This window comes from Nocardioides sp. JCM 18998 (assembly GCF_055391535.1).
Genome location: NZ_AP043886.1, coordinates 2872163 through 2891854, shown reverse-complemented (window position 1 = coordinate 2891854; position 19692 = coordinate 2872163). Strand labels below are relative to the sequence as shown.

At 70.8% G+C, this 19692-nt stretch carries 16 protein-coding genes; 7 read left to right on the top strand and 9 right to left on the bottom strand.

What is annotated here, in order from left to right; all coding sequences use genetic code 11:
• Positions 1-165 precede the first annotated feature (165 nt).
• The 4 genes from ACZ5L9_RS13540 to ACZ5L9_RS13525 form a co-directional block, all read right to left on the bottom strand.
• Positions 166-1155 (bottom strand): electron transfer flavoprotein subunit alpha/FixB family protein, encoded by a 990-nt coding sequence (locus ACZ5L9_RS13540; RefSeq protein ID WP_464528572.1) that lies wholly within the window; start codon positions 1153-1155, stop codon positions 166-168.
• 27 nt (positions 1156-1182) lie between these two features.
• Complete coding sequence (locus ACZ5L9_RS13535; RefSeq protein WP_464528568.1) at positions 1183-1965, bottom strand: electron transfer flavoprotein subunit beta/FixA family protein; 783 nt, start codon at positions 1963-1965, stop codon at positions 1183-1185.
• A 162-nt stretch (positions 1966-2127) separates the two neighbouring features.
• Complete coding sequence (locus tag ACZ5L9_RS13530; RefSeq protein ID WP_464528567.1) at positions 2128-2445, bottom strand: hypothetical protein; 318 nt, start codon at positions 2443-2445, stop codon at positions 2128-2130.
• Positions 2446-2447: 2 nt separating this feature from the next.
• Complete coding sequence (locus ACZ5L9_RS13525; RefSeq protein ID WP_464528565.1) at positions 2448-3239, bottom strand: enoyl-CoA hydratase/isomerase family protein; 792 nt, start codon at positions 3237-3239, stop codon at positions 2448-2450.
• A gap of 71 nt (positions 3240-3310) precedes the next feature.
• Here ACZ5L9_RS13525 and glgX point away from each other — a divergent pair, with 71 nt between their 5' ends.
• Complete coding sequence (gene glgX, locus ACZ5L9_RS13520) at positions 3311-5500, top strand: glycogen debranching protein GlgX (protein WP_464528562.1); 2190 nt, start codon at positions 3311-3313, stop codon at positions 5498-5500.
• Positions 5501-5502: 2 nt separating this feature from the next.
• On the opposite strand, the gene glgP is transcribed toward glgX, so the two are convergent.
• The 4 genes from glgP to ACZ5L9_RS13500 all read right to left on the bottom strand — a co-directional run bounded on the left by glgP (position 5503) and on the right by ACZ5L9_RS13500 (position 9616).
• Positions 5503-8118, bottom strand: coding sequence for an alpha-glucan family phosphorylase (glgP, locus tag ACZ5L9_RS13515; protein WP_464528560.1), 2616 nt, complete (start codon positions 8116-8118; stop codon positions 5503-5505).
• Positions 8119-8190: 72 nt separating this feature from the next.
• Complete coding sequence (locus tag ACZ5L9_RS13510; protein WP_464528557.1) at positions 8191-8589, bottom strand: arsenate reductase ArsC; 399 nt, start codon at positions 8587-8589, stop codon at positions 8191-8193.
• Entirely contained in the window at positions 8589-9263 is a 675-nt protein-coding gene (locus tag ACZ5L9_RS13505; protein ID WP_464528556.1) for an aquaporin, read from the bottom strand. Before ACZ5L9_RS13505 ends, ACZ5L9_RS13510 begins: the two co-directional genes overlap by 1 nt.
• Positions 9260-9616 (bottom strand): metalloregulator ArsR/SmtB family transcription factor, encoded by a 357-nt coding sequence (locus ACZ5L9_RS13500; protein WP_464528555.1) that lies wholly within the window; start codon positions 9614-9616, stop codon positions 9260-9262. The genes ACZ5L9_RS13505 and ACZ5L9_RS13500 overlap by 4 nt, the downstream gene beginning before the upstream one ends.
• Before the next feature lie 232 nt (positions 9617-9848).
• On the opposite strand from ACZ5L9_RS13500, the gene ACZ5L9_RS13495 reads away from it, so the two are divergent.
• From ACZ5L9_RS13495 to ACZ5L9_RS13475, 5 genes are all read left to right on the top strand, one after another.
• On the top strand, positions 9849-11918 hold the full coding sequence (locus ACZ5L9_RS13495; RefSeq protein WP_464528554.1) for an alpha-1,4-glucan--maltose-1-phosphate maltosyltransferase: 2070 nt from the start codon (positions 9849-9851) through the stop codon (positions 11916-11918).
• Positions 11915-13657: a maltose alpha-D-glucosyltransferase gene (treS, locus tag ACZ5L9_RS13490; protein ID WP_464528553.1), complete on the top strand. Its 1743-nt coding sequence runs from the start codon at positions 11915-11917 to the stop codon at positions 13655-13657. Before ACZ5L9_RS13495 ends, treS begins: the two co-directional genes overlap by 4 nt.
• Positions 13654-15048: a maltokinase N-terminal cap-like domain-containing protein gene (locus ACZ5L9_RS13485; protein WP_464528551.1), complete on the top strand. Its 1395-nt coding sequence runs from the start codon at positions 13654-13656 to the stop codon at positions 15046-15048. The genes treS and ACZ5L9_RS13485 overlap by 4 nt, the downstream gene beginning before the upstream one ends.
• Positions 15048-16928 (top strand): 1,4-alpha-glucan branching protein GlgB, encoded by a 1881-nt coding sequence (gene glgB / locus ACZ5L9_RS13480; RefSeq protein WP_464528549.1) that lies wholly within the window; start codon positions 15048-15050, stop codon positions 16926-16928. The genes ACZ5L9_RS13485 and glgB overlap by 1 nt, the downstream gene beginning before the upstream one ends.
• A 102-nt stretch (positions 16929-17030) precedes the next feature.
• Positions 17031-17816, top strand: coding sequence for an NUDIX domain-containing protein (locus ACZ5L9_RS13475; RefSeq protein ID WP_464528546.1), 786 nt, complete (start codon positions 17031-17033; stop codon positions 17814-17816).
• Here the strand turns inward: ACZ5L9_RS13475 and ACZ5L9_RS13470 are convergent.
• The gene (locus ACZ5L9_RS13470; RefSeq protein WP_464528544.1) at positions 17757-18713 is read right to left on the bottom strand and encodes an EamA family transporter; all 957 of its coding nucleotides are present in this window, start codon (positions 18711-18713) and stop codon (positions 17757-17759) included. The two genes, ACZ5L9_RS13475 and ACZ5L9_RS13470, sit on opposite strands and share 60 nt — an antisense overlap.
• Before the next feature lie 73 nt (positions 18714-18786).
• Here ACZ5L9_RS13470 and ACZ5L9_RS13465 point away from each other — a divergent pair, with 73 nt between their 5' ends.
• On the top strand, positions 18787-19689 hold the full coding sequence (locus tag ACZ5L9_RS13465) for a LysR family transcriptional regulator (protein WP_464528542.1): 903 nt from the start codon (positions 18787-18789) through the stop codon (positions 19687-19689).
• Positions 19690-19692: the final 3 nt, after the last annotated feature.

Genomic DNA, 19692 nt, shown 5'->3' with positions numbered 1-19692 from the left:
GCTGATTCACAGCAACCGCAACAAGGAGTACGGGCCGCCGGGGTCTCCCCCGACGGCCCGTATCCGTGCGCGTGAGCGCTGGACTGCTCAGCCCGGCGCCTTCGGCCGCGGGACTTCGTCGCTCGGCGCACGTCAACGAGCAAGCTCGTGACGCGGCCTCGCTCCTCAGCCCTTGCGCTTCTCGATCTCCGCGGTCAGCGCCGGGAGGACCGTGTGCAGGTCGCCGACGACGCCGAAGTCGACGAGCTCGAAGATCGGCGCCTCCTCGTCCTTGTTGACCGCGACGATGGTCTTCGAGGTCTGCATGCCGGCACGGTGCTGGATGGCACCCGAGATGCCGTTGGCGACGTAGAGCTGCGGCGAGACGACCTTGCCGGTCTGACCCACCTGGAAGGTGTGCGGCTTCCAGCCGGAGTCGACAGCGGCACGCGAGGCGCCGACGGCGGCACCGAGGGCGTCGGCGAGGCCCTCCACCGGCTCGAAGTTGCCGCCGGTGCCACGACCGCCGGAGACCACGATGGCGGCCTCGGTGAGCTCGGGGCGACCGGTCGCCTGGCGCGGCTGGGTGGCCACGATCTGGGCGGTCTTGGCGGCGTCCGAGATGGTCACGGCGACGTTCTCGACCGTGCCGGCACCCGCGGACTGCTTCGGGGCGGCGGAGTTCGGCTTCACCGTGATGATCGGGGTGCCCTTGGTGACCTTCGCGGTCGCGGTGTAGCTGCCCGCGAAGACCGACTGCGTCGTGACCGCGCCGCCGCCCTCGCCTGCAGTGATGTCGACGGCGTCGGTGATCAGGCCCGACTCGAGCTTGATCGCCAGGCGCGCCGCGATCTCCTTGTTCTCCGCGGAGGAGGGCAGCAGGATCCCAGCAACACCTTCCGCCAGGTCATTGCCGCCCGCCACCTGAACAGCGAGCTGCTGGAGGGCCTCGGCCTTGGGGGCCACGAGGTAGCCCTTGATCTCGGTGTCGTCGATCGCGTAGACCTTCTCGGCGCCGTACGCCTTGACGGCCTCGGCGACCGTGGCGACGTCGCCGGCGGCGCCGATGAAGACGGCCGACGGGGTGCCCAGTCGCGCGGCGAGGGTGAGCAGCTCGTAGGTCGGCTTCTTCACCGCGCCGTTGACGAAGTCGACGAGAACCAGAACCTCAGACATGTCGAATACTCCTTATCTCGTCGGTTCTCAGATGAACTTCTTGGACGCGAGGAAGTCGGCCAGCGCCGTGGCGCCCGAGCCGTCCTCGTCCTTGACGATCTCGCCGGCGGTACGCGGCGGGCGGGCGGCGGTCTCCTCGACCGTGCTCCACGCCGCCGAGAGGCCGAGCTGGCCGGCGTCGACGCCGAGGTCGGCGAGGCTCCAGGTCTCCAGCGGCTTCTTCTTCGCGGCCATGATGCCCTTGAAGGACGGGTAGCGGGCCTCACCGGACTGGTCGGTGACCGAGAGGACCAGCGGCATCGTGCCGCCGACGACCTCGGTCGCGGTGTCGGTGTCGCGCTTGATCCGGACCTGGTCGCCCTGGGTCTCGACGACTGCGGCGAGGGTGACCTGCGGCAGGCCGAGGCGCTCGGCGAGCATCGCCGGGACGACGGACATGCTGGCGTCGGTCGAGGCCAGGCCGCAGACGACCAGCTCGGGGGCGGCGCCGCCGTTGGCCTTCTTGACGGCCTCGGCAAGCACGAGCGAGGTGGCGATCGCATCGGAGCCGGCGATCGCGTCGTCGACGACGTGCACGGCCTCGTCGGCGCCCATCTGCAGCGCCTTGCGGACGGCGTCGGCGGCCTTCTCGGGGCCGACGGTCAGTGCGATGACCTTGATCTCCTCGTCGGCGCGCTTCTCCTTGATCTGCAGCGCCTGCTCGACGGCGTACTCGTCGAGCTCGGACAGCAGGCCGTCGACGTCGACGCGGTCGACGGTGTTGTCGGCCTCGAAGCGGCGGTCGGCCGTCGCGTCGGGCACGTACTTCACACAGACAACAATGTTCATGGTGTGCGGCCGGAGCCGGCCCCTCCTGTGTCGGTCGTTGAACGACGCCGATGTTACCGATGGGTAGGCGATTGGTTAACAGCGTCCCGCGTGCAGAATGTCACATCGGCCCTCGGCGATCGCCAGAGCCCCGTCTGGATCGGCTCACGGGTGGGACGTCGTGCCGGCGCGCAGCAGCCGGTCGACCAGGCGTCCGGCCACCAGCCAGGCCAGGGCCCCGAGTCCCCAGTTGAACAGGGCGTTCTTCACCTCGGCGTCGGCGCCGGTGAAGCGCTTGATGCCGTTGGCGCGGTCGAAGACGCCGAGGTCCACCGCGTCCGCGACGTTCAGCACGAACTTCACCAGCGCGTTGTCCTGGTTGGCCTTGACCGCGATCAGCAGTGCGCCGAGCGCCAGGAAGAGGGCGGCCACCACCGCCACCGTCCAGACGACCTGGGCGAGGATGACCCGGATGCGCGTCACGATCACCGCCCCGCGAACGTGGCCTTGCCGGGGCCGTTCTCGAGGAAGGACCGCATCCCCGTACGGGCGTCCTCGGTGGCGAAGACGGCGGCGAACTGCTGCTGCTCGATGCCGAGCCCGGTGGTGAGGTCGGTCTCCAGCCCCCGGTCGATGCACTCCTTGGCGGCCCGCAGCGCGAGCGCGGCCGCGCCGCTGAACTGCTGCGCCCACGCGACGGCCTCGGCGTAGACGCTCTCGGCCGGCACCACCCGGTCGACCAGGCCGATGGCGAGCGCCTCGTCGGCCTTGACGAAGCGGCCGGTGAAGATCAGGTCCTTGGCCCGGCTGGGGCCGATCAGGCGGGCGAGGCGCTGGGTGCCACCGGCCCCGGGGATGATCCCGAGCAGGATCTCGGGCTGACCGAAGGTGGCGTTCTCGGCGGCGATCCGCAGGTCGCAGGCCAGGGTGAGCTCGCAGCCGCCACCGAGCGCGTACCCGGTGACCGCCGCGACGGTCGGCTTCGGGATGTCGGCGATCGCGGTCGCGGCCTGGGAGACCCCACGGGTCGCCCGCACCATGTCGGCGTAGGACATCTCCGACATCTCCGCGACGTCGTTGCCGGCGGCGAAGAGCCGCTCGCCGCCGTAGACGACGACGGCACGGACGTCCTCGCGGTCGGTGGCCTCCGCACACGCCGCACGGACCTCGGCCTGGACCTGGAGGCTGATCGCATTCATCTTCGGCCGGTCCAGCCGGAGCGTGGCGACGCCGTCGGCCACCTCGAGGCGGACGAACTCGCCGGTGAAGTCAGTCATGTTCCCGACCTTAGGGGATGCGGGAGGACCAGGGCGGTCGGTGCCTCCCGGGATCTGCAACGATGAGGAGGGTGGAGCCCGGAATGTGGAGCAAGCTCGGCGAGACGGCCGCGATCTGGCCCGGTCGCAACTGGCCCTTGGGCGCCGACTGGAGCCCGACCTGGACCAACTTCGCGGTCTACTCCCCCAACGCGACGGCCATGTGGCTGTGCCTCTTCGACGAGTCCGACGTGGAGACCCGCTATCCGCTGACCGAGCGCTCCCTCGGGATCTGGCACGGGGGCCTGCCCGACATCGAGCCGGGCCAGCGGTACGGCTACCGCGCCGAGGGTCCGTGGAATCCCGCCGAGGGCCACCGGTTCAACGTCGACAAGCTCCTGCTCGACCCGTACGGGCGTGCGACCTCCGGCACGATCAGCAACGAGCAGGCCCTCTTCGGCTATGACTGGCACGACCCGGCCCGGCGCGACAGCACCGACTCCGCCCCCGTCACGGGCCGCTCGGTGGTGATCGACCCGTCCTTCGACTGGGAGGGCGAGGAGCCGATGCGGATCCGGTGGCGCGACACCGTGATCTACGAGCTGCACGTCAAGGGCTTCACCCAGCTGCACGACCGGGTGCCCGAGGAGCTGCGCGGCACCTACGCGGGCCTCGCGACGCCGCACGTCGTGAACTACCTCAAGGATCTCGGCGTGACGGCGGTCGAGCTGCTGCCGGTGCACCAGTTCTTCTCCGAGCCGGCCCTGCTCGAGCGCGGGCTGAGCAACTACTGGGGCTACAACACGCTCTCGTTCTTCGCGCCCGACGCCTGTTACAGCGCGTCCGGCGATCGCGGCGGCCAGGTCACCGAGTTCAAGGAGATGGTCAAGGCGCTGCATCGAGGCGGCCTCGAGGTGATCCTCGACGTGGTCTACAACCACACCGCCGAGGCCGGCGCGACCGGTCCCACCCTCTCCTTCCGCGGGCTGGACGACCGCGGCTTCTACAAGAGGCTGATGCCGCCGGTGCCCCACGACGACCCGCGAGACGACCCGGCGTACGACTTCGCATCCGGCTTCGACGACACCTACTGGGACGTCACCGGCTGCGGCAACACCGTCAACACGTGGGATGACCTGGCGCTGCGCCTGATCCTGGACTCGCTGCGCTACTGGGTGACCGAGATGCACGTCGACGGCTTCCGCTTCGACCTGATGCCCGCGCTGTGCCGCACGGGCTACGAGATCGACTTCCACAACGCGCTGCTCATCGCCATCGGACAGGACCCGGTGCTGCGCCACGTGAAGCTCATCGCCGAGCCGTGGGACGCCTCGATGGACGGCTACCTCGTCGGCCGGATGCCGCCGCCGTGGGTGGAGTGGAACGACCAGTTCCGCGACACGATCCGCGACTACTGGCGCGGCGCGTCGGGCGGGATCCGCAACGTCGCGACCCGGCTGGCTGGCTCCTCCGACCTGTACGCCGACGACGGCCGCTCGGCGTACAACTCGGTCAACTTCGTCACCGCCCACGACGGCTTCACCGTGCGCGACCTGGTCTCCTACGAGCACAAGCACAACGAGGCCAACGGCGAGGACAACCGCGACGGCTCCGACGATAACCGCTCCAGCAACCACGGCGCCGAGGGCGAAACCGACGACCCGGAGATCAACGCCCTGCGCCGGCGCCAGGCCGCCAACCTGATGGCCACGGTGTGCCTGGCCAACGGCGTCCCGATGATCACCGCCGGCGACGAGCGCGGGCGCACCCAGCGCGGCAACAACAACGCCTACTGCCAGGACAACGAGATCTCGTGGATCGACTGGCGCCCCGACGACGCCTGGCTCGACGTCTACGAGATCACCAAGACCGCCCTGGCGCTGCGCAAGAGCCACCCGGTGCTGCGTCAGCGGCACTGGTTCGCGGGACGACCGACCATCGTGGGCGGGCCGAAGGACATCGTGTGGCTGCACCCGACCGGTCGCGAGATGACCGACGAGGACTGGAACGACAGCCACCTGGCCACCATCGGAACCTTCCTCAACGGCACGCCGCTGCGCGACCCCGGCCCGCGCGGCGAGCAGCAGATCGACGCGTCGTTCCTGCTCTGGTGCAACGCGGGCGACGACGCCGTCGAGGTCACCCTGCCGGTCAACCAGTGGGTGCACAGCGGCGAGGTGGTGCTGAGCACCGACCCCGAGCTCGCGGTCGGCACGACCGTGAAGTCCGGCGAGCAGCTCACGCTGTGCCCCAAGACGTTCCTGGCGCTGCGCACCGACTGATCTCAGGCCAGCGCGACCAGCCCGAGCTCCGCCGGCGTCGCCACCCGGTCGTGTCGCGGCACGACGCGGACGGTGTAGCCGAACCCGCCGGCTCGCTCGAGGGTGAGCGAGCCGGCGAAGCAGTGCCGCCCGCCGTCGTAGCTCTCCGCCAGCGCCAGCGGCGTCACGGCGGGCGCCGCGATCGCGTCGTCCTCGTCGGTGCGGCCGTGCACCAGCTGCACCTCGACGTCGTCCGGTGCGAGCTCGCCCAGCGCGACATAGGCCCGTACGTCCAGGGCGGCGCCGACCTCGGGGTGACGCGGCGCGGTGCCCTCGACATGCTCGACGCGCACGCCCTGCCATCCCTCGCGGACGCGCCGCTTCCACCGGGCCAGCTCGCGGGCCCCGGCGAAGCGGTCGTCGGCCCCCAGGTCGATCAGCGCCCGGCGGGCACCGGAGGCGGGCAGGTAGAGCTCGCGGACATAGTCGCGCACCATCCGGGTCGCCAACACCTTGGGGCCGAGCGACTTGAGGGTGTGGCGCATCATCTCCACCCACCGCACCGGCACCCCGTCCTCGCCGCGGTCGTAGAACCGCGGCGCGACCTCGTGCTCGATCAGGTCGTAGAGGGCCGTTGCCTCCAGGTCGTCGCGCCGCTCCGGGTCGCCGGCCGGGCCGGGCTCGTCGACGGACGGGATCGCCCAGCCGTTGGACCCGTCGAACCACTCGTCCCACCAGCCGTCGAGGATCGACAGGTTGAGGCCGCCGTTGAGCGCCGCCTTCATGCCCGAGGTGCCGCAGGCCTCGTACGGGCGCAGCGGGTTGTTCAGCCACACGTCGCACCCGGGATAGAGCGGCTGGGCCATCGCGATGTCGTAGTTGGGCAGGTAGACGATCCGGTCCCGGAGCTCGGGGTCGTCGGAGAGCCGGACGATCTCCTGGATCAGCTTCTTGCCGCCGTCGTCGGCCGGGTGGGCCTTGCCGGCGATCACGAGCTGCACCGGCCGCTCCGGGTCGGTGAGGAGCCGCCGGAGGCGGTCGGTGTCGCGCAGCATCAGCGTGAGGCGCTTGTACGACGCCGCGCGCCTCGCGAAGCCGATCGTCAGGACGTCGGGGTCCAGCGCCTGGTCGACCCAGCCCAGCTCGGCGGCGGCCATGCCGCGCTTGAGGTGGGAGGCGCACAGCCGCCGGCGGGCGTCCTGGACGAGCCGCTCGCGCAGGGTGCGCTTGAGGGCGAAGACCCGGTCGGCCGGCATCGCGTCGATCGCCGCCTCGAAGGCCGTGGGGTCCTCGGCGTCGGCGTCCGCACCGGTCTCGAGGGCCAGCTCCAGCAGCTCCCGGGCTACCCACGTCGGGGCGTGCACGCCGTTGGTGATCGACCCGATCGGCACCTCCGCCTCGTCGAAGGCCGGCCACAGCCCGTTGAACATCTCCCGGCTGACGTGGCCGTGCAGCTGCGAGACGCCGTTGGCACGCTGGGCCAGCCGGAATCCCATCACCGCCATGTTGAAGACGCCCGGATCGCCGCCCTCGTAGTCCTCGGCCCCGAGGGCGAGGATTCGGTCCAGGGGCACCCCGGGCACCGCCCCGGTGCCCTCGGCGAAGTACTGCTCGATGAGGCTGCGCGGGAACCGGTCGATCCCGGCCGGCACCGGGGTGTGGGTGGTGAAGACGGTCGAGGCGCGGCCCACCTCGAGCGCGGTGTCGAGGTCGAGGCGCGGGCCCTGCGGCTCGACGGTCAGCTCGCGGATCCGCTCGATGCCGAGGAATCCGGCATGGCCCTCGTTGGTGTGGAAGACCTCCGGCGGCGGCGAGTCGGCGAGCCGGCTGTGCACCCGCAGCGCGCGGACGCCGCCGACGCCCAGAAGCAGCTCCTGGCGCAGACGGTGCTCGGAGTTGCCGCCGTACAGCCGGTCGGTGACCGTTCGGAGCTCTCCGCTGTTGTCTTCGATGTCGGTGTCGAGCATCAGCAGCGGGACACGCCCGACCGACGCGACCCAGATCCGGGCGGTGAGGTGTTGGCCGTCGGGCAGGTCGATCCCGATGGTGGCGCGGGTGCCGTCGGCCTCGCGCAGCGCGGCGATCGGTAGGCCGACGGGGTCGAGCAGCGGGTACGCCTCCTGCTGCCAGCCCTCGCGGGAGAGCGACTGGCTGAAGTAGCCGTGCTTGTAGAGCAGACCGACCCCCACGATCGGCACCCCGAGGTCGCTGGCCGCCTTGAGGTGGTCTCCGGCCAGGATCCCGAGACCGCCGGAGTACTGCGGCAGGGCGGCCGCGACCCCGAACTCGGGCGAGAAGTACGCGATGGACTCCGGCATCGGTCGGGAGGCCGAGCCTGCCGAAGCGCGCTGGTACCACCGGTCCTCGGTGAGGTAGCGCTCCAGGTCGCGCTCCGCCGCACCGAGCAGCGCGCGGAACCCGTCGTCGGCGGCGAGCTGGTCGAGCCGATCGCGGGAGACCTCCCCGAGGAGCCGGACGGGATCGTGCTCGACGTGCGCCCACAGGTCGGGCTGGACCGCGGCGAAGACGTCCTGGGTGGGCGGGTGCCAGGACCAGCGCAGGTTGCCGGCGAGGACGCCGAGCGCCGCGAGCGGCGCGGGGAGGACGGGACGGACCGTGAAACGACGGATCGCGCGCATGCCCTCGACCGTAGCCCCGCCGGGCGAACGGACAACACCCCACGGATGACGATTCGGCCGAGACGGCCGCGCTCAGCCCAGCTCGGTCAGGAGCCGCTCGACCCGCGCCTTGATCGCGTCGCGGATCGGGCGCACGGCCTCGAGGCCTCGACCGGCGGGGTCCTCCAGCGGCCAGTCCTCGTACCGCGTGCCCGGGAAGTACGGGCACGCGTCGCCGCAGCCCATGGTGATCACGACGTCGGAGGAGTGCACGGCCTCGTCGGTGATGACCTGGGGCTGCTGGCCTGCGATGTCGATGCCGACCTCGGCCATCGCCTCGACGGCGACCGGGTTGATCCGATCCCCGGGCATCGAGCCGGCCGAGAGGACCCGGACGCGCTCTCCCCCGAGCGCGCGCAGGAAGCCGGCCGCCATCTGCGAGCGGCCCGCGTTGTGGACGCAGACGAACAGGACGGTGCTGGGTGCGGTCATCAGGACTCCGTGGACGCGGGCCGGGGATGCAGGAAGCGGATCAGGAAGTAGGCGAGCACACCGCCTGCGACCTGGGCGCCGACGAAGCCGGCGACGCTGGCGGGAGCGATCCCGGCGAAGGTGTCGGAGAGCATCCGGGCGATCGTCACCGCCGGGTTGGCGAACGACGTCGACGAGGTGAACCAGTAGGCGGCCACGATGTAGCCGGACACCGCGACCGCCACCGACTCGAGGTGGGTGCGGCGCAGGGCGCCGTGGATGACGAGCATCAGCCCGACGGTGGCGACGACCTCGGCGAAGAGGTGGGCCGCCGACGCGCGGTGGTTGCGGGCGAGGTCGACGACCGGCAACGAGAACATCAGGTTGGCAGCCATGGCCCCCAGCACCCCGCCCAGGATCTGTGCGAGCACCAGGAGCACGGCTTCGGCGAGCCAGATCCGGCCCAGTGCCATCTCCACGACCGTCACCACCGGGTTGAACGCCGCCGAGACCGAGCCGAACGCGATGATCAGGGCGAGCAGAGCGCCGCCGGTCGCGATCGAGTTCTCCAGCAGCTGCAGACCGACGTCGCCCGGCGACAGTCGCTGCGCCATCACGCCCGAGCCGATCACCGCCGCTACCAGGAGCGCCGTGCCGAGCAGCTCGGCCACCGCGCGCCGCCACAGGTACGTCACGCGCCGACCCCACCGAGCAGGGCCGCCACGTCACCGAGCGCCTCGCGCCGTACGGCGTAGTAGACCCAGGTGCCGCGCTTGCTGCGCTCCAGCAGACCCGCCTCGTGCAGCACCTTGAGGTGATGGCTGATGGTGGGCTGGGAGAGGTCGAAGGCCTCGTTGAGGTCGCAGACGCATGCCTCACCGGACTCGTGCGCGGCGACGAGCGACAGCAGGCGCAGGCGCACGGGATCGGCGAGGGCCTTGAGCAGTGGCGAGATCCGCCCGGCGGTCTCGACGCTCATCGGCTCGCTGAGCAGCGGCGAGCAGCACGCGACCGCCTGGACGGGTGTCAGCGGCAGGGACGTCGGCATGGATCGATATTGACAGGCATCGATCCATGGGCGCAACATCGACGGTGATCTATATCGATTGACATCGATACTTTGGAAGGAGGCATCATGCTCGACGACACCTGCTGCGACTCCGAGTGCTGCCCGCCGGGTTGCTGCTGAGCGAGGCGAGTCGACGAAACCCGGCGGAGAAAACCTGACCGGCCCGGACCGACCTCGCATGGGGTCGTCCGGGTCTGGTTAGTTAGTAGGCATGGTCGGACGCATCCCTGTCATGGACGTCATGCCCTTGGTCGACCGAGGGCGTCAGCCTGCGAAGGCGACGCTCGGCGAGCCCTTCCCCGTACGGGCCACGGTCTTCCGAGAAGGCCACGACCAGCTCGGCTGCGAGGTGATCGGGATCGATCCCACGGGTGCTCGAAGGCCACCCGTACGGATGCGCATGCTGGCACCCGGCACCGACCGGTACGAGGCCTGGCTCACCCCCGATGTCGAGGGGGCGTGGAGCTTCGAGGTGCACGCCTGGTCCGACCCGCTGGCGACCTGGCTGCACGACGCGCCGATCAAGATCCGCGCAGGCGTCGACGTGGAGCTGATGTTCACCGAGGGCCGACTGCTGCTGGAGCAGATCACCGGCCCGGCGGCGAGCGACGAGCAGATCATCGACGGCGCTCTGGACGCGTGCGGCGACCCCACCCGCCCGGTCGAGGCACGGCTGGCCGTCATCGAGGACCCCGAGCTGGCCCGGGTGCTGCACGAGCACCCCATCCGGCAGCTCAGCAGCGTTGAGGGTCCGTTCCCGGCGTACGCGGACCGTCCGCGGGCGCTGTTCGGCAGCTGGTACGAGTTCTTCCCGCGCTCCGAGGGCGCCACCACCGACCCGAGGACGAAGAAGCTGGTCAGCGGCACGCTCCGCACCGCCGCCGAGCGACTCGACGCAGTGGCCGCGATGGGCTTCGACGTCATCTACCTGCCGCCGATCCACCCGATCGGCGAGGTCAACCGCAAGGGCCCCAACAACGCGGTGATGAACCCGCCCGGACCGGCCCCGGCCGACTGGGCCGGGAGCCCCTGGGCGATCGGCTCGAAGCACGGCGGACACGACGCGATCCACCCCGACCTCGGCACGTTCGACGACTTCGACGCCTTCGTCGCCCGGGCGAAGGAGCTCGAGCTCGAGGTGGCGCTCGACCTCGCACTGCAGGCCGCACCGGACCACCCGTGGGCGACCAGCAACCCGGAGTTCTTCACCACGCGCGCCGACGGCACCATCGCCTACGCCGAGAACCCGCCGAAGAAGTACCAGGACATCTACCCGATCAACTTCGACAACGACCCCGAGGGGATCTACGCCGAGGTGCTGCGGGTGGTCCGGCTCTGGATGGGCCACGGCGTGCGGATCTTCCGGGTCGACAACCCGCACACCAAGCCGCTGGCGTTCTGGGAGCGGCTGCTGGCCGAGGTGCGCGCCACCGATCCCGATGTCCTGTTCCTGTCGGAGGCCTTCACCCGCCCCGCGATGATGCACGGGCTCGGCGCGATCGGCTACCACCAGTCGTACACGTACTTCACCTGGCGCAACGAGAAGACCGAGATCGAGGACTACCTCCTGGAGGTGTCCGACCGCTCTGCCCATCTGATGCGGCCGAACTTCTTCGTCAACACCCCCGACATCCTGCACGCGTTCCTACAGTACGGCGGGCCGGCGGCCTTCAAGATCCGCGCCACCCTCGCCGCCATGTCGTCCCCCTCGTGGGGTGTCTACGCCGGCTTCGAGCTGTACGAGCACGTGGCCGTGCGCCCCGGCAGCGAGGAGTACCTCGACTCGGAGAAGTACCAGCTCCGGCCCCGGGACTGGGCAGCGGCGGAGGCCGAGGGCCGCAGCCTGGCGCCGTACCTGACCCTGCTCAACACGCTGCGTCGCGAGCACCCGGCGCTGCGGCTGCTGCGCAACATCACGATCCACCACGCCGACGACGACCACATCCTGTGCTTCAGCAAGCGGGTCTCGACAGGCTCGACCTCCGGAACGGTCTCGACAGGCTCGACCTCCGGAACGGTCTCGACAGGCTCGACCTCCGCGACAGGCTCGACCTCCGAGGACACCGTGATCGTGGTGCTCAACCTCGATCCGCACGCCGCCCGCGAGACCGTCGTACGGCTGGACCTGGCCGCCCTCGGCCTCCCGATCGCCGACGGCACCGCCTTCACCGTGCACGACGAGATCACCGGGCAGGATTGGACCTGGGGCCGGGACAACTACGTCCGGCTCGACCCCGGCCACGAGCCCGCCCACATCCTCACCGTCAGGAGCCCCCTGTGACCATCCAGCACGACCAGCAGACCCCGGTCGGGACCGTCCTCGGCAGCCAGCCGGAGTGGTTCAAGACCGCGGTGTTCTACGAGGTCCTGGTGCGCTCGTTCAAGGACTCCAACGGCGACGGCACCGGCGACTTCAACGGCCTGACCGAGAAGCTCGACTACCTCCAGTGGCTCGGCGTCGACTGCCTCTGGCTCCCGCCCTTCTTCCCGAGCCCGCTGCGCGACGGCGGCTACGACGTCGCGGACTACACCGGGGTCCTGCCCGAGGTCGGCACCGTCGAGGACTTCCACGCGTTCCTCGACGCCGCCCACGAGCGCGGCATCCGGGTGATCATCGACTTCGTCATGAACCACACCAGCGACCAGCACCCGTGGTTCCAGGCCTCCCGGGAGGACCCCGAGGGCCCGTACGGCGACTTCTACGTCTGGTCCGACACCGACGAGCGCTACGAGGAGGCGCGGATCATCTTCGTCGACACCGAGCCGTCCAACTGGACGTGGGACCCGGTGCGGCAGCAGTACTTCTGGCACCGGTTCTTCAGCCACCAGCCCGACCTCAACTTCGACAACCCGGCCGTGCACGACGCGATGATCGACGGGCTGCGGTTCTGGCTGGACATGGGCATCGACGGCTTCCGTCTCGACGCGGTGCCGTACCTCTACGAGCGCGACGGCACCAACGGCGAGAACCTCCCCGAGACGCACGAGATGCTGAAGAAGGTCCGCAAGGTCGTCGACGACGAGTACCCCGACCGGATCCTGCTGTGCGAGGCCAACCAGTGGCCCGCGGACGTGGTCGAGTACTTCGGCGATCCCAGCGTCGGCGGCGACGAGTGCCACATGGCCTTCCACTTCCCGGTGATGCCCCGCATCTTCATGGCGGTGCGCCGCGAGTCGCGCTACCCGATCTCGGAGATCCTCGAGCAGACCCCGCAGATCCCGACCGGCTGCCAGTGGGGCATCTTCCTGCGCAACCACGACGAGCTGACCCTCGAGATGGTCACCGACGAGGACCGCGACTACATGTGGGGCGAGTACGCCAAGGACCCGCGGATGAAGGCCAACATCGGGATCCGCCGCCGGCTGGCTCCCCTGCTCGACAACGACATCAACCAGATGGAGCTCTTCACCGCCCTGCTGCTGTCGCTGCCGGGCTCGCCCGTCCTGTACTACGGCGACGAGATCGGGATGGGCGACAACATCTGGTTGGGCGATCGCGACGGCGTACGGACGCCGATGCAGTGGTCCGGGGATCGCAACGCCGGCTTCTCCACCGCCAACCCCGGCAAGCTCGACCGACCGCTGGTGATGGATCCCGTCTACGGCTACCAGGCGGTCAACGTCGAGGCGCAGATGGAGGACCAGTCCTCGCTGCTGCGCTGGACCCAGCGGATGATCCACGCCCGCAAGCTGCACCCGGCCTTCGGGCTCGGGACGTTCCACGACCTGGGCGGCACCAACCCGTCGGTGCTTGCCTACAGCCGCGAGCTGGAGAACGCCGATGGCAGCACCGACATCATCGTGTGCGTCAACAACCTCTCGCGCTTCCCGCAGCCGGCCGAGATCGACCTGCGCCGCTTCGAGGGCAAGCAGCTCGTCGAGGTCCTCGGCGGGGTTTCCTTCCCCTCCATCGGGGAACTGCCCTATCTGTTGACGCTGGGCGGGTACGGCTTCTACTGGTTCCGTCTGGTGGACCCCGTCGAGCCGGCGGCGCCGAGCGGGGAGGGAGAGCTGCTGTGAGTCTGGACGAGAGCATCTTCAGCGACTATCTGAGCCGTACGCGCTGGTTCGCCGGCAAGGGCCGGCCGTTCGGGATCGGCGCGGTCCGTGTGCTCGGTGAGGTGCCGGGCCGCGTCGAGGACAGCCCGGTCGTGGTGATCCACCTCGTGGAGGTGCGCTTCGCCGACGAGGAGGGCGGGACCGAGCTCTACCAGGTGCCGCTCGCCTTCTACGAGAAGCCGCAGGGCCGCCTCGACCACGCGTTCGTCGGGTGGTGGGAGGACGAGAGGCACGGTTGGGTGCACGCCTACGACGCGCTGCACGACCGTGAGGCGATGGCCTGCTGGCTGCGCTCGTTCGACCAGGCGGTCTCCGGCGAGGCGCTGACGTTCCACCGCCTGCCCGGCCACGAGCTCGACCTGAGCACGCACTCGACGCTCTTCTCCGGTCAGCAGTCCAACTCCTCGGTGGCCTACGGCGAGGACGCGATCATGAAGGTCTTCCGCAAGGTCACGCCCGGGGTCAACCCGGACATCGAGATCCACGAGGTCCTGACCAACGCCGAGAGCACGCACATCGCGGACCTGTACGGCTGGGTCGAGGGCTCGGCCGACCTGGGCGACGGCCCGCAGACACTGCACCTGGCCATGCTGCAGCGCTTCCTGCGCACGGCCACCGACGGCTGGGACCTCGCACTCGCGTCGGTCCGCAACATGTTCGCCGAGCCCGAGGTGCACGCCTCCTCCTCCGGCGGCGACTTCGCCGCCGAGGCGGCCCGCCTCGGCGAGGCGCTCGCCGAGGTCCACCGCGACCTGGCCTCGCACTTCCCCGTCACCACCGCGTCGGCCGCCGAGCTGGCCGCCGGCATGACGACGCGGCTCGAGGCCGCGATCGCGGCCGTGCCCGAGCTCGCCCCCTACGACGCCTCCCTGCGGGTGATCTTCGATCGCGTCGCCGAGCTCGGCGAGATCGAGGTGCAGCGCATCCACGGTGACCTCCACCTCGGCCAGACCCTGCGCACCTCGCTGGGGTGGAAGTTCGTCGACTTCGAGGGCGAGCCGGCCAAGCCCCTGGACGTACGGGCGCTGCCGGACTCGCGGTGGCGCGACGTCGCCGGGATGCTGCGCTCCTTCGACTACGCCCCACACGCCGTGCTGCACCAGCACCCCGACCTCGATCCCACCGTGATCACCGACCAGGAGGCGCTGCTCGCCCAGCGGGTCGAGGAGTGGGCCCACCGCGCCCGCAACCATTTCCTGGTCGCCTACCGCGGCGAGATCACCGACGAGCAGCGACTCCTGCTCGACGCCTACGTCGCCGACAAGGCCGTGTACGAGACCGTCTACGAAGCGCGCAACCGCCCGACGTGGATCGACATCCCGTTGGCCGCGGTCGCGCGGATCGGAGCCTGATGCCCGCCACCAACGCCCGCGATCCCCACCTGGGCGAGATCGACCTGCACCTGATCAACGAGGGCCGCCACGAGCAGCTCTGGGACGCGCTCGGCGCGCACGTGAGCGCCGAGGGCACGCACTTCGCCGTCTGGGCGCCGAACGCCCAGGAGGTGCAGGTCGCCGGGGACTTCAACGGCTGGACCGGCGCCACCCACCCGCTCAGGCCTCTCGGCTCGTCGGGCGTGTGGGAGACGTTCGTACCCGGCACCGGCAGCGGCGCGCACTACGTGTACATGATCCGCGGAGCGGACGGTGAGTGGCGCGCGAAGGCCGACCCGATGGCCCGCTGGGCCGAGGTGCCGCCGGCGACCTCGTCGCGGGTGTGGGCGTCCACGTACGAGTGGGGCGACCAGGACTGGCAGGCGGCCCGCGGCGAGAAGCAGCGCATCGACCGGCCGATGTCGGTCTACGAGGTGCACCTGGCCTCGTGGCGCCGCGGCCGCAGCTACCGCGACCTCGCCGACGAGCTGGTCGACTACGTCGCGGACCTGGGGTTCACCCACGTCGAGCTGATGCCGGTGATGCAGCACCCGTTCGGCGGCAGCTGGGGCTATCACGTGACCGGCTACTTCGCCCCCGACAGCAGGTTCGGGACGCCCGACGACTTCCGCTACCTCGTCGACCGGCTCCACCAGGCCGACGTGGGCGTCATCCTGGACTGGGTGCCGGGCCACTTCGCCACCGACGAGTGGGCGCTGGCCCGCTTCGACGGCACGCCCCTCTACGAGCACCCCGACCCGCGCAAGGGCTGGCACGCCGAGTGGGGCTCGCACATCTTCGACTTCGGCCGGCCCGAGGTGCGCAACTTCCTGTACGCGAACGCCGCGTACTGGCTCGAGGAGTTCCACGCCGACGGCCTGCGGGTGGACGGCGTCGCCTCGATGCTCTACCTCGACTACGGCCGCAACGCCGGCGAGTGGCTGCCCAACCGGCACGGCGGCCACGAGCACCTCGAGGCGGTGGAGTTCCTCCAGGAGATGAACGCGACCTCCTACAAGCGTTCCCCCGGCATCGTCACGATCGCCGAGGAGTCGACCGCGTGGCCGGGTGTCACGGCGCCCACCGACGGCGGCGGGCTCGGTTTCGGCTTCAAGTGGAACATGGGCTGGATGCACGACACCCTGTCGTACCTGCGTCACGATCCGGTGCACCGCTCCTACCACCACGGCGAGATGACCTTCGGGCTCTCGTACGCCTGGTCGGAGAAGTACGTGCTGCCCCTCTCGCACGACGAGGTCGTGCACGGCAAGGGGTCGCTGCTGCGCAAGATGCCCGGCGATCGCTGGCAGCAGCTCGCCACGCTGCGCGCCTACCTCGCCTTCATGTGGGCGCATCCGGGCAAGCAGCTGCTCTTCATGGGCAGCGAGATCGCCCAGGACGCCGAGTGGGCCGAGTCGCGCGAGCTCGACTGGTGGCTGCTCGATCATCCCGAGCACCGCGGCATGCACGCCACCGTGCGCGACCTCAACCGGCGCTACCGCGCCGAGCCGGCACTGTGGGAGCAGGACGCCTCACCGGACGGGTTCGGCTGGCTGGTCGGCGACGACGCGGCCAACAACGTCTTCGCCTTCGTCCGGTACGGCTCATCGGCCGATGCCGACCCGCTGGTCTGCGTCACCAACTTCGCTCCCGTCCCCCGGCACGACTACGTGCTCGGGCTGCCGGCGACGGGGTCGTGGGAGGAGGTGCTCAACACCGACGCCGAGACGTACGGCGGCTCCGGGGTCGGCAACCTCGGCACCGTCCAGGCGGTGGACGAGCCGTCCCACGGTCAGCCGGCCAGCGCCACCCTCACCATCCCGCCCCTCGCCACCGTCTGGCTCCGCCCCACCCGTTGAGGGGTCACCTCTCGCGGGTCGAGGGGTCACCTCTCGCGGGTCGAGGAGTCACCTCTCGCGGGTCGAGGCGTCACGTCTCGTACGGTCCCCTAGGGTGAGGACGTGACCGAGGAGCCGCTGACGATCGTGACCACGGTGGCCGACGGCGCCGCGCGGATCGAGTGGCCCGCCGACGTTCCGGCCTCGGTCGTACGGCGTGAGGTGGCGGCGGCGCTGGTGGCCCACACCCGGGTCGAGACGCTGCTCGACCCGGACGACGAGGCCGGGCAGCGGGTCGCGGCGTGGGCAGGGATGCTGCGCGAGGGCACGATGCGCGGCGTCACGGCCTCCGGGGAGCCGCGTGACCGGATCGTCTACGCCCGGCTCGCCTCCGACCTGCCGCTCGACGACCCGCAGAGCTTCCGATCGCTGCTCAACTCGTTCCTGCCGCGCAAGCGCGCGATCGGGCAGATGCTGATCCGATCGACGCCCGACGAGTCGGGCCAGGAGCGGGTGCTGCTGTGCCAGCTCACGTACAAGCGCGACTGGGACCTGCCCGGTGGCGTCGTCGAGGTCAACGAGTCGCCGCGCCTCGCGGTGAGCCGCGAGCTCGAGGAGGAGCTCGGCGTCGAGATCGCGGCCGGCGAGCTGCTGCTCACCGACTGGCTGCCGCCGTGGAGCGGCTGGGACGACGCGGTCTGCCTGGTCTTCGACGGCGGCACCCAGCCCGCCGAGCTCGCCGGGCAGCTCACCCTGCAGCCCAACGAGATCCGCTCGGCCGAGTTCAAGACGATGGACGAGGTGCGCGAGCTCGCGGCCGACTTCACCGCGCGCCGGATCGAGGCGGCGCTAGCGCGTACGCACGGGGGCGGGTCGCCCTACACCGAGAGCGGTCGCGCGCACTCCTGAGCCTGATCCTGGGCCTGATCCTGGGCCTGCTCCTGGGCGCAGCCGCAGCACGCCCTGGGCGATCAGCACGCCCAGGATCAGCAGCGCGGCGCCGCCGAGCTCGGCGGCGTTCGGGACCTCGTCCCGCAGCGCCCACGCCGAGACGATCGCCACCGGCGGCACCAGCAGGATCCACGGGACCACCCGGTGCGAGGCGTGGCGCGCGAGCAGGGTGTTGAAGATGGCGTACCCGACGATCGAGCTGAGTCCGGCCGTGTAGAGGGTGGAGAGCGCAGCGTGCCAGCCGAAGGCGGAGAAGCCGTCGGCGACGCCGTGCGGCCCGTCGATGAGCAGCGAGAGCCCGAGCAGCGGCGCCGGCACGACCAGGGCGGACCAGACCGTCAGTGACAGACCTCCACCGGTCAGGCGGGCCGCGCGGGACACGACGTTGCCGATCGCCCACGACAGCGCGCCGCCGAGGCAGAGCAGCAGGGCCGTGGCCGGCACGTGGCCACCGCGGCCGAGCCCGACGACCACCAGCCCGAGCGCGCCGAGGCCGACGCCGACCGCGTGTTCGGCCGACGGGCGCTCTCGCAGCACGCCGGCCGCGATCACGATGGTCAGCACGACCTGCGCCTGCAGCACCAGGGCGGCGAGCCCGGGCGGCATCCCGGCGTGCATCGAGGCGTAGAGGAAGCCGAACTGGCCGAGGCTCATGAACGCACCGACCGCCGCGACGGTACGCCACGGCGCCTGCGGTCGCGGGACCAGCAGGACCGCCGGGAGCGCGACGAACGTGAACCGGATCGCCGCGAAGAGCAGCGGCGGCACCGTCCCCATCCCCCAGTCGATGACGACGAAGTTGAAGCCCCAGATGGCGGCCACGAGGGCGGCGAGGAGCGAGTCACGGCGGCTCATGAGGACCATCGTCGCCGGAGCGACCATGAAGGACCAGCGAATAGAACTGCACCAAACCCATTAGCATCGCTTCATGATCGATCTCGACGCCCTGGTCTCGCTGCGCGCCGTCGCCACCCACGGCTCGGTGGTCGCCGCGGCCGACGCGCTCGGCTTCACCCCGAGCGCCGTCTCCCAGCAGGTGAAGCGCCTGGAGCGCAGCGCCGGCGTACCGGTCCTCGAGCGGGTCGGACGCGGCGTCATGCTCACCCGGCACGGCCGCCACCTGGTGGAGCACGGCACCCGCCTGCTCGCCGACCTCGAGGAGCTGGAGGCCGGGCTGCACCAGCAGGCCGAGACCGTCGCCGGGGACGTACGGCTGGCGGTCTTCTCCACCGCGACCCGCGGCCTGGTCGCCCCGACCCTGCCCACGGTGATCGCGGAGCACCCGGCCCTGACGGTCGCACTCGTGGAGAGCGAGCCATGGGACACGATCGACCTGGTCGCCCGCGGCGAGGCCGACCTCGGCCTGGTGCACAGCTGGGGCGACGTCGCGCTGCAGATCCCCGACCACCTGACCGCCACCAAGGTCGGGCTCGACCTGGCCGAGGTGATCATGCCGCGCACCCACCCGCTCGCATCGCGCCAGGTCGTCACGCCGAGGGACCTGGCCGACGAGGGCTGGATCGCCACCCCGGAGGGCACCATCTGCCGGCAGTGGCTCAACCGGATGTACGTCGGCACCGGCCGGCTGCCGCGGATCGCGCACGTGGCGATGGAGTTCGACTCCCATCTCGCGCTGGTCCGCGCCGGTCTCGGCATCGCGTCGATCCCGCGACTCGGCCGGGCGCCGCTGAGCGATGACCTGGTCGCCGTGCCGATGAAGGACCCGGTGCCGACCCGCGCCGTGATCGCGCTGCACCGGCGCAGCATGACCGACTCCCCCGCGATCGGCGCCGTGCTCGAGGCGCTGCGGGAGGCCGGCGCCGCGCTGTGAGCT

Excerpts from the sequence above, each read along its gene's own strand:
- ACZ5L9_RS13525 (WP_464528565.1), bottom strand. The coding sequence starts at position 3,239 with ATGACTGACTTCACCGGCGAGTTCGTCCGCCTCGAGGTGGCCGACGGC.
- ACZ5L9_RS13465 (WP_464528542.1), top strand. The coding sequence starts at position 18,787 with ATGATCGATCTCGACGCCCTGGTCTCGCTGCGCGCCGTCGCCACCCAC.
- ACZ5L9_RS13510 (WP_464528557.1), bottom strand. The coding sequence starts at position 8,589 with ATGACCGCACCCAGCACCGTCCTGTTCGTCTGCGTCCACAACGCGGGC.
- ACZ5L9_RS13495 (WP_464528554.1), top strand. The coding sequence starts at position 9,849 with ATGGTCGGACGCATCCCTGTCATGGACGTCATGCCCTTGGTCGACCGA.
- ACZ5L9_RS13500 (WP_464528555.1), bottom strand. The coding sequence starts at position 9,616 with ATGCCGACGTCCCTGCCGCTGACACCCGTCCAGGCGGTCGCGTGCTGC.
- glgP (WP_464528560.1), bottom strand. The coding sequence starts at position 8,118 with ATGCGCGCGATCCGTCGTTTCACGGTCCGTCCCGTCCTCCCCGCGCCG.
- ACZ5L9_RS13470 (WP_464528544.1), bottom strand. The coding sequence starts at position 18,713 with ATGAGCCGCCGTGACTCGCTCCTCGCCGCCCTCGTGGCCGCCATCTGG.
- ACZ5L9_RS13540 (WP_464528572.1), bottom strand. The coding sequence starts at position 1,155 with ATGTCTGAGGTTCTGGTTCTCGTCGACTTCGTCAACGGCGCGGTGAAG.
- glgB (WP_464528549.1), top strand. The coding sequence starts at position 15,048 with ATGCCCGCCACCAACGCCCGCGATCCCCACCTGGGCGAGATCGACCTG.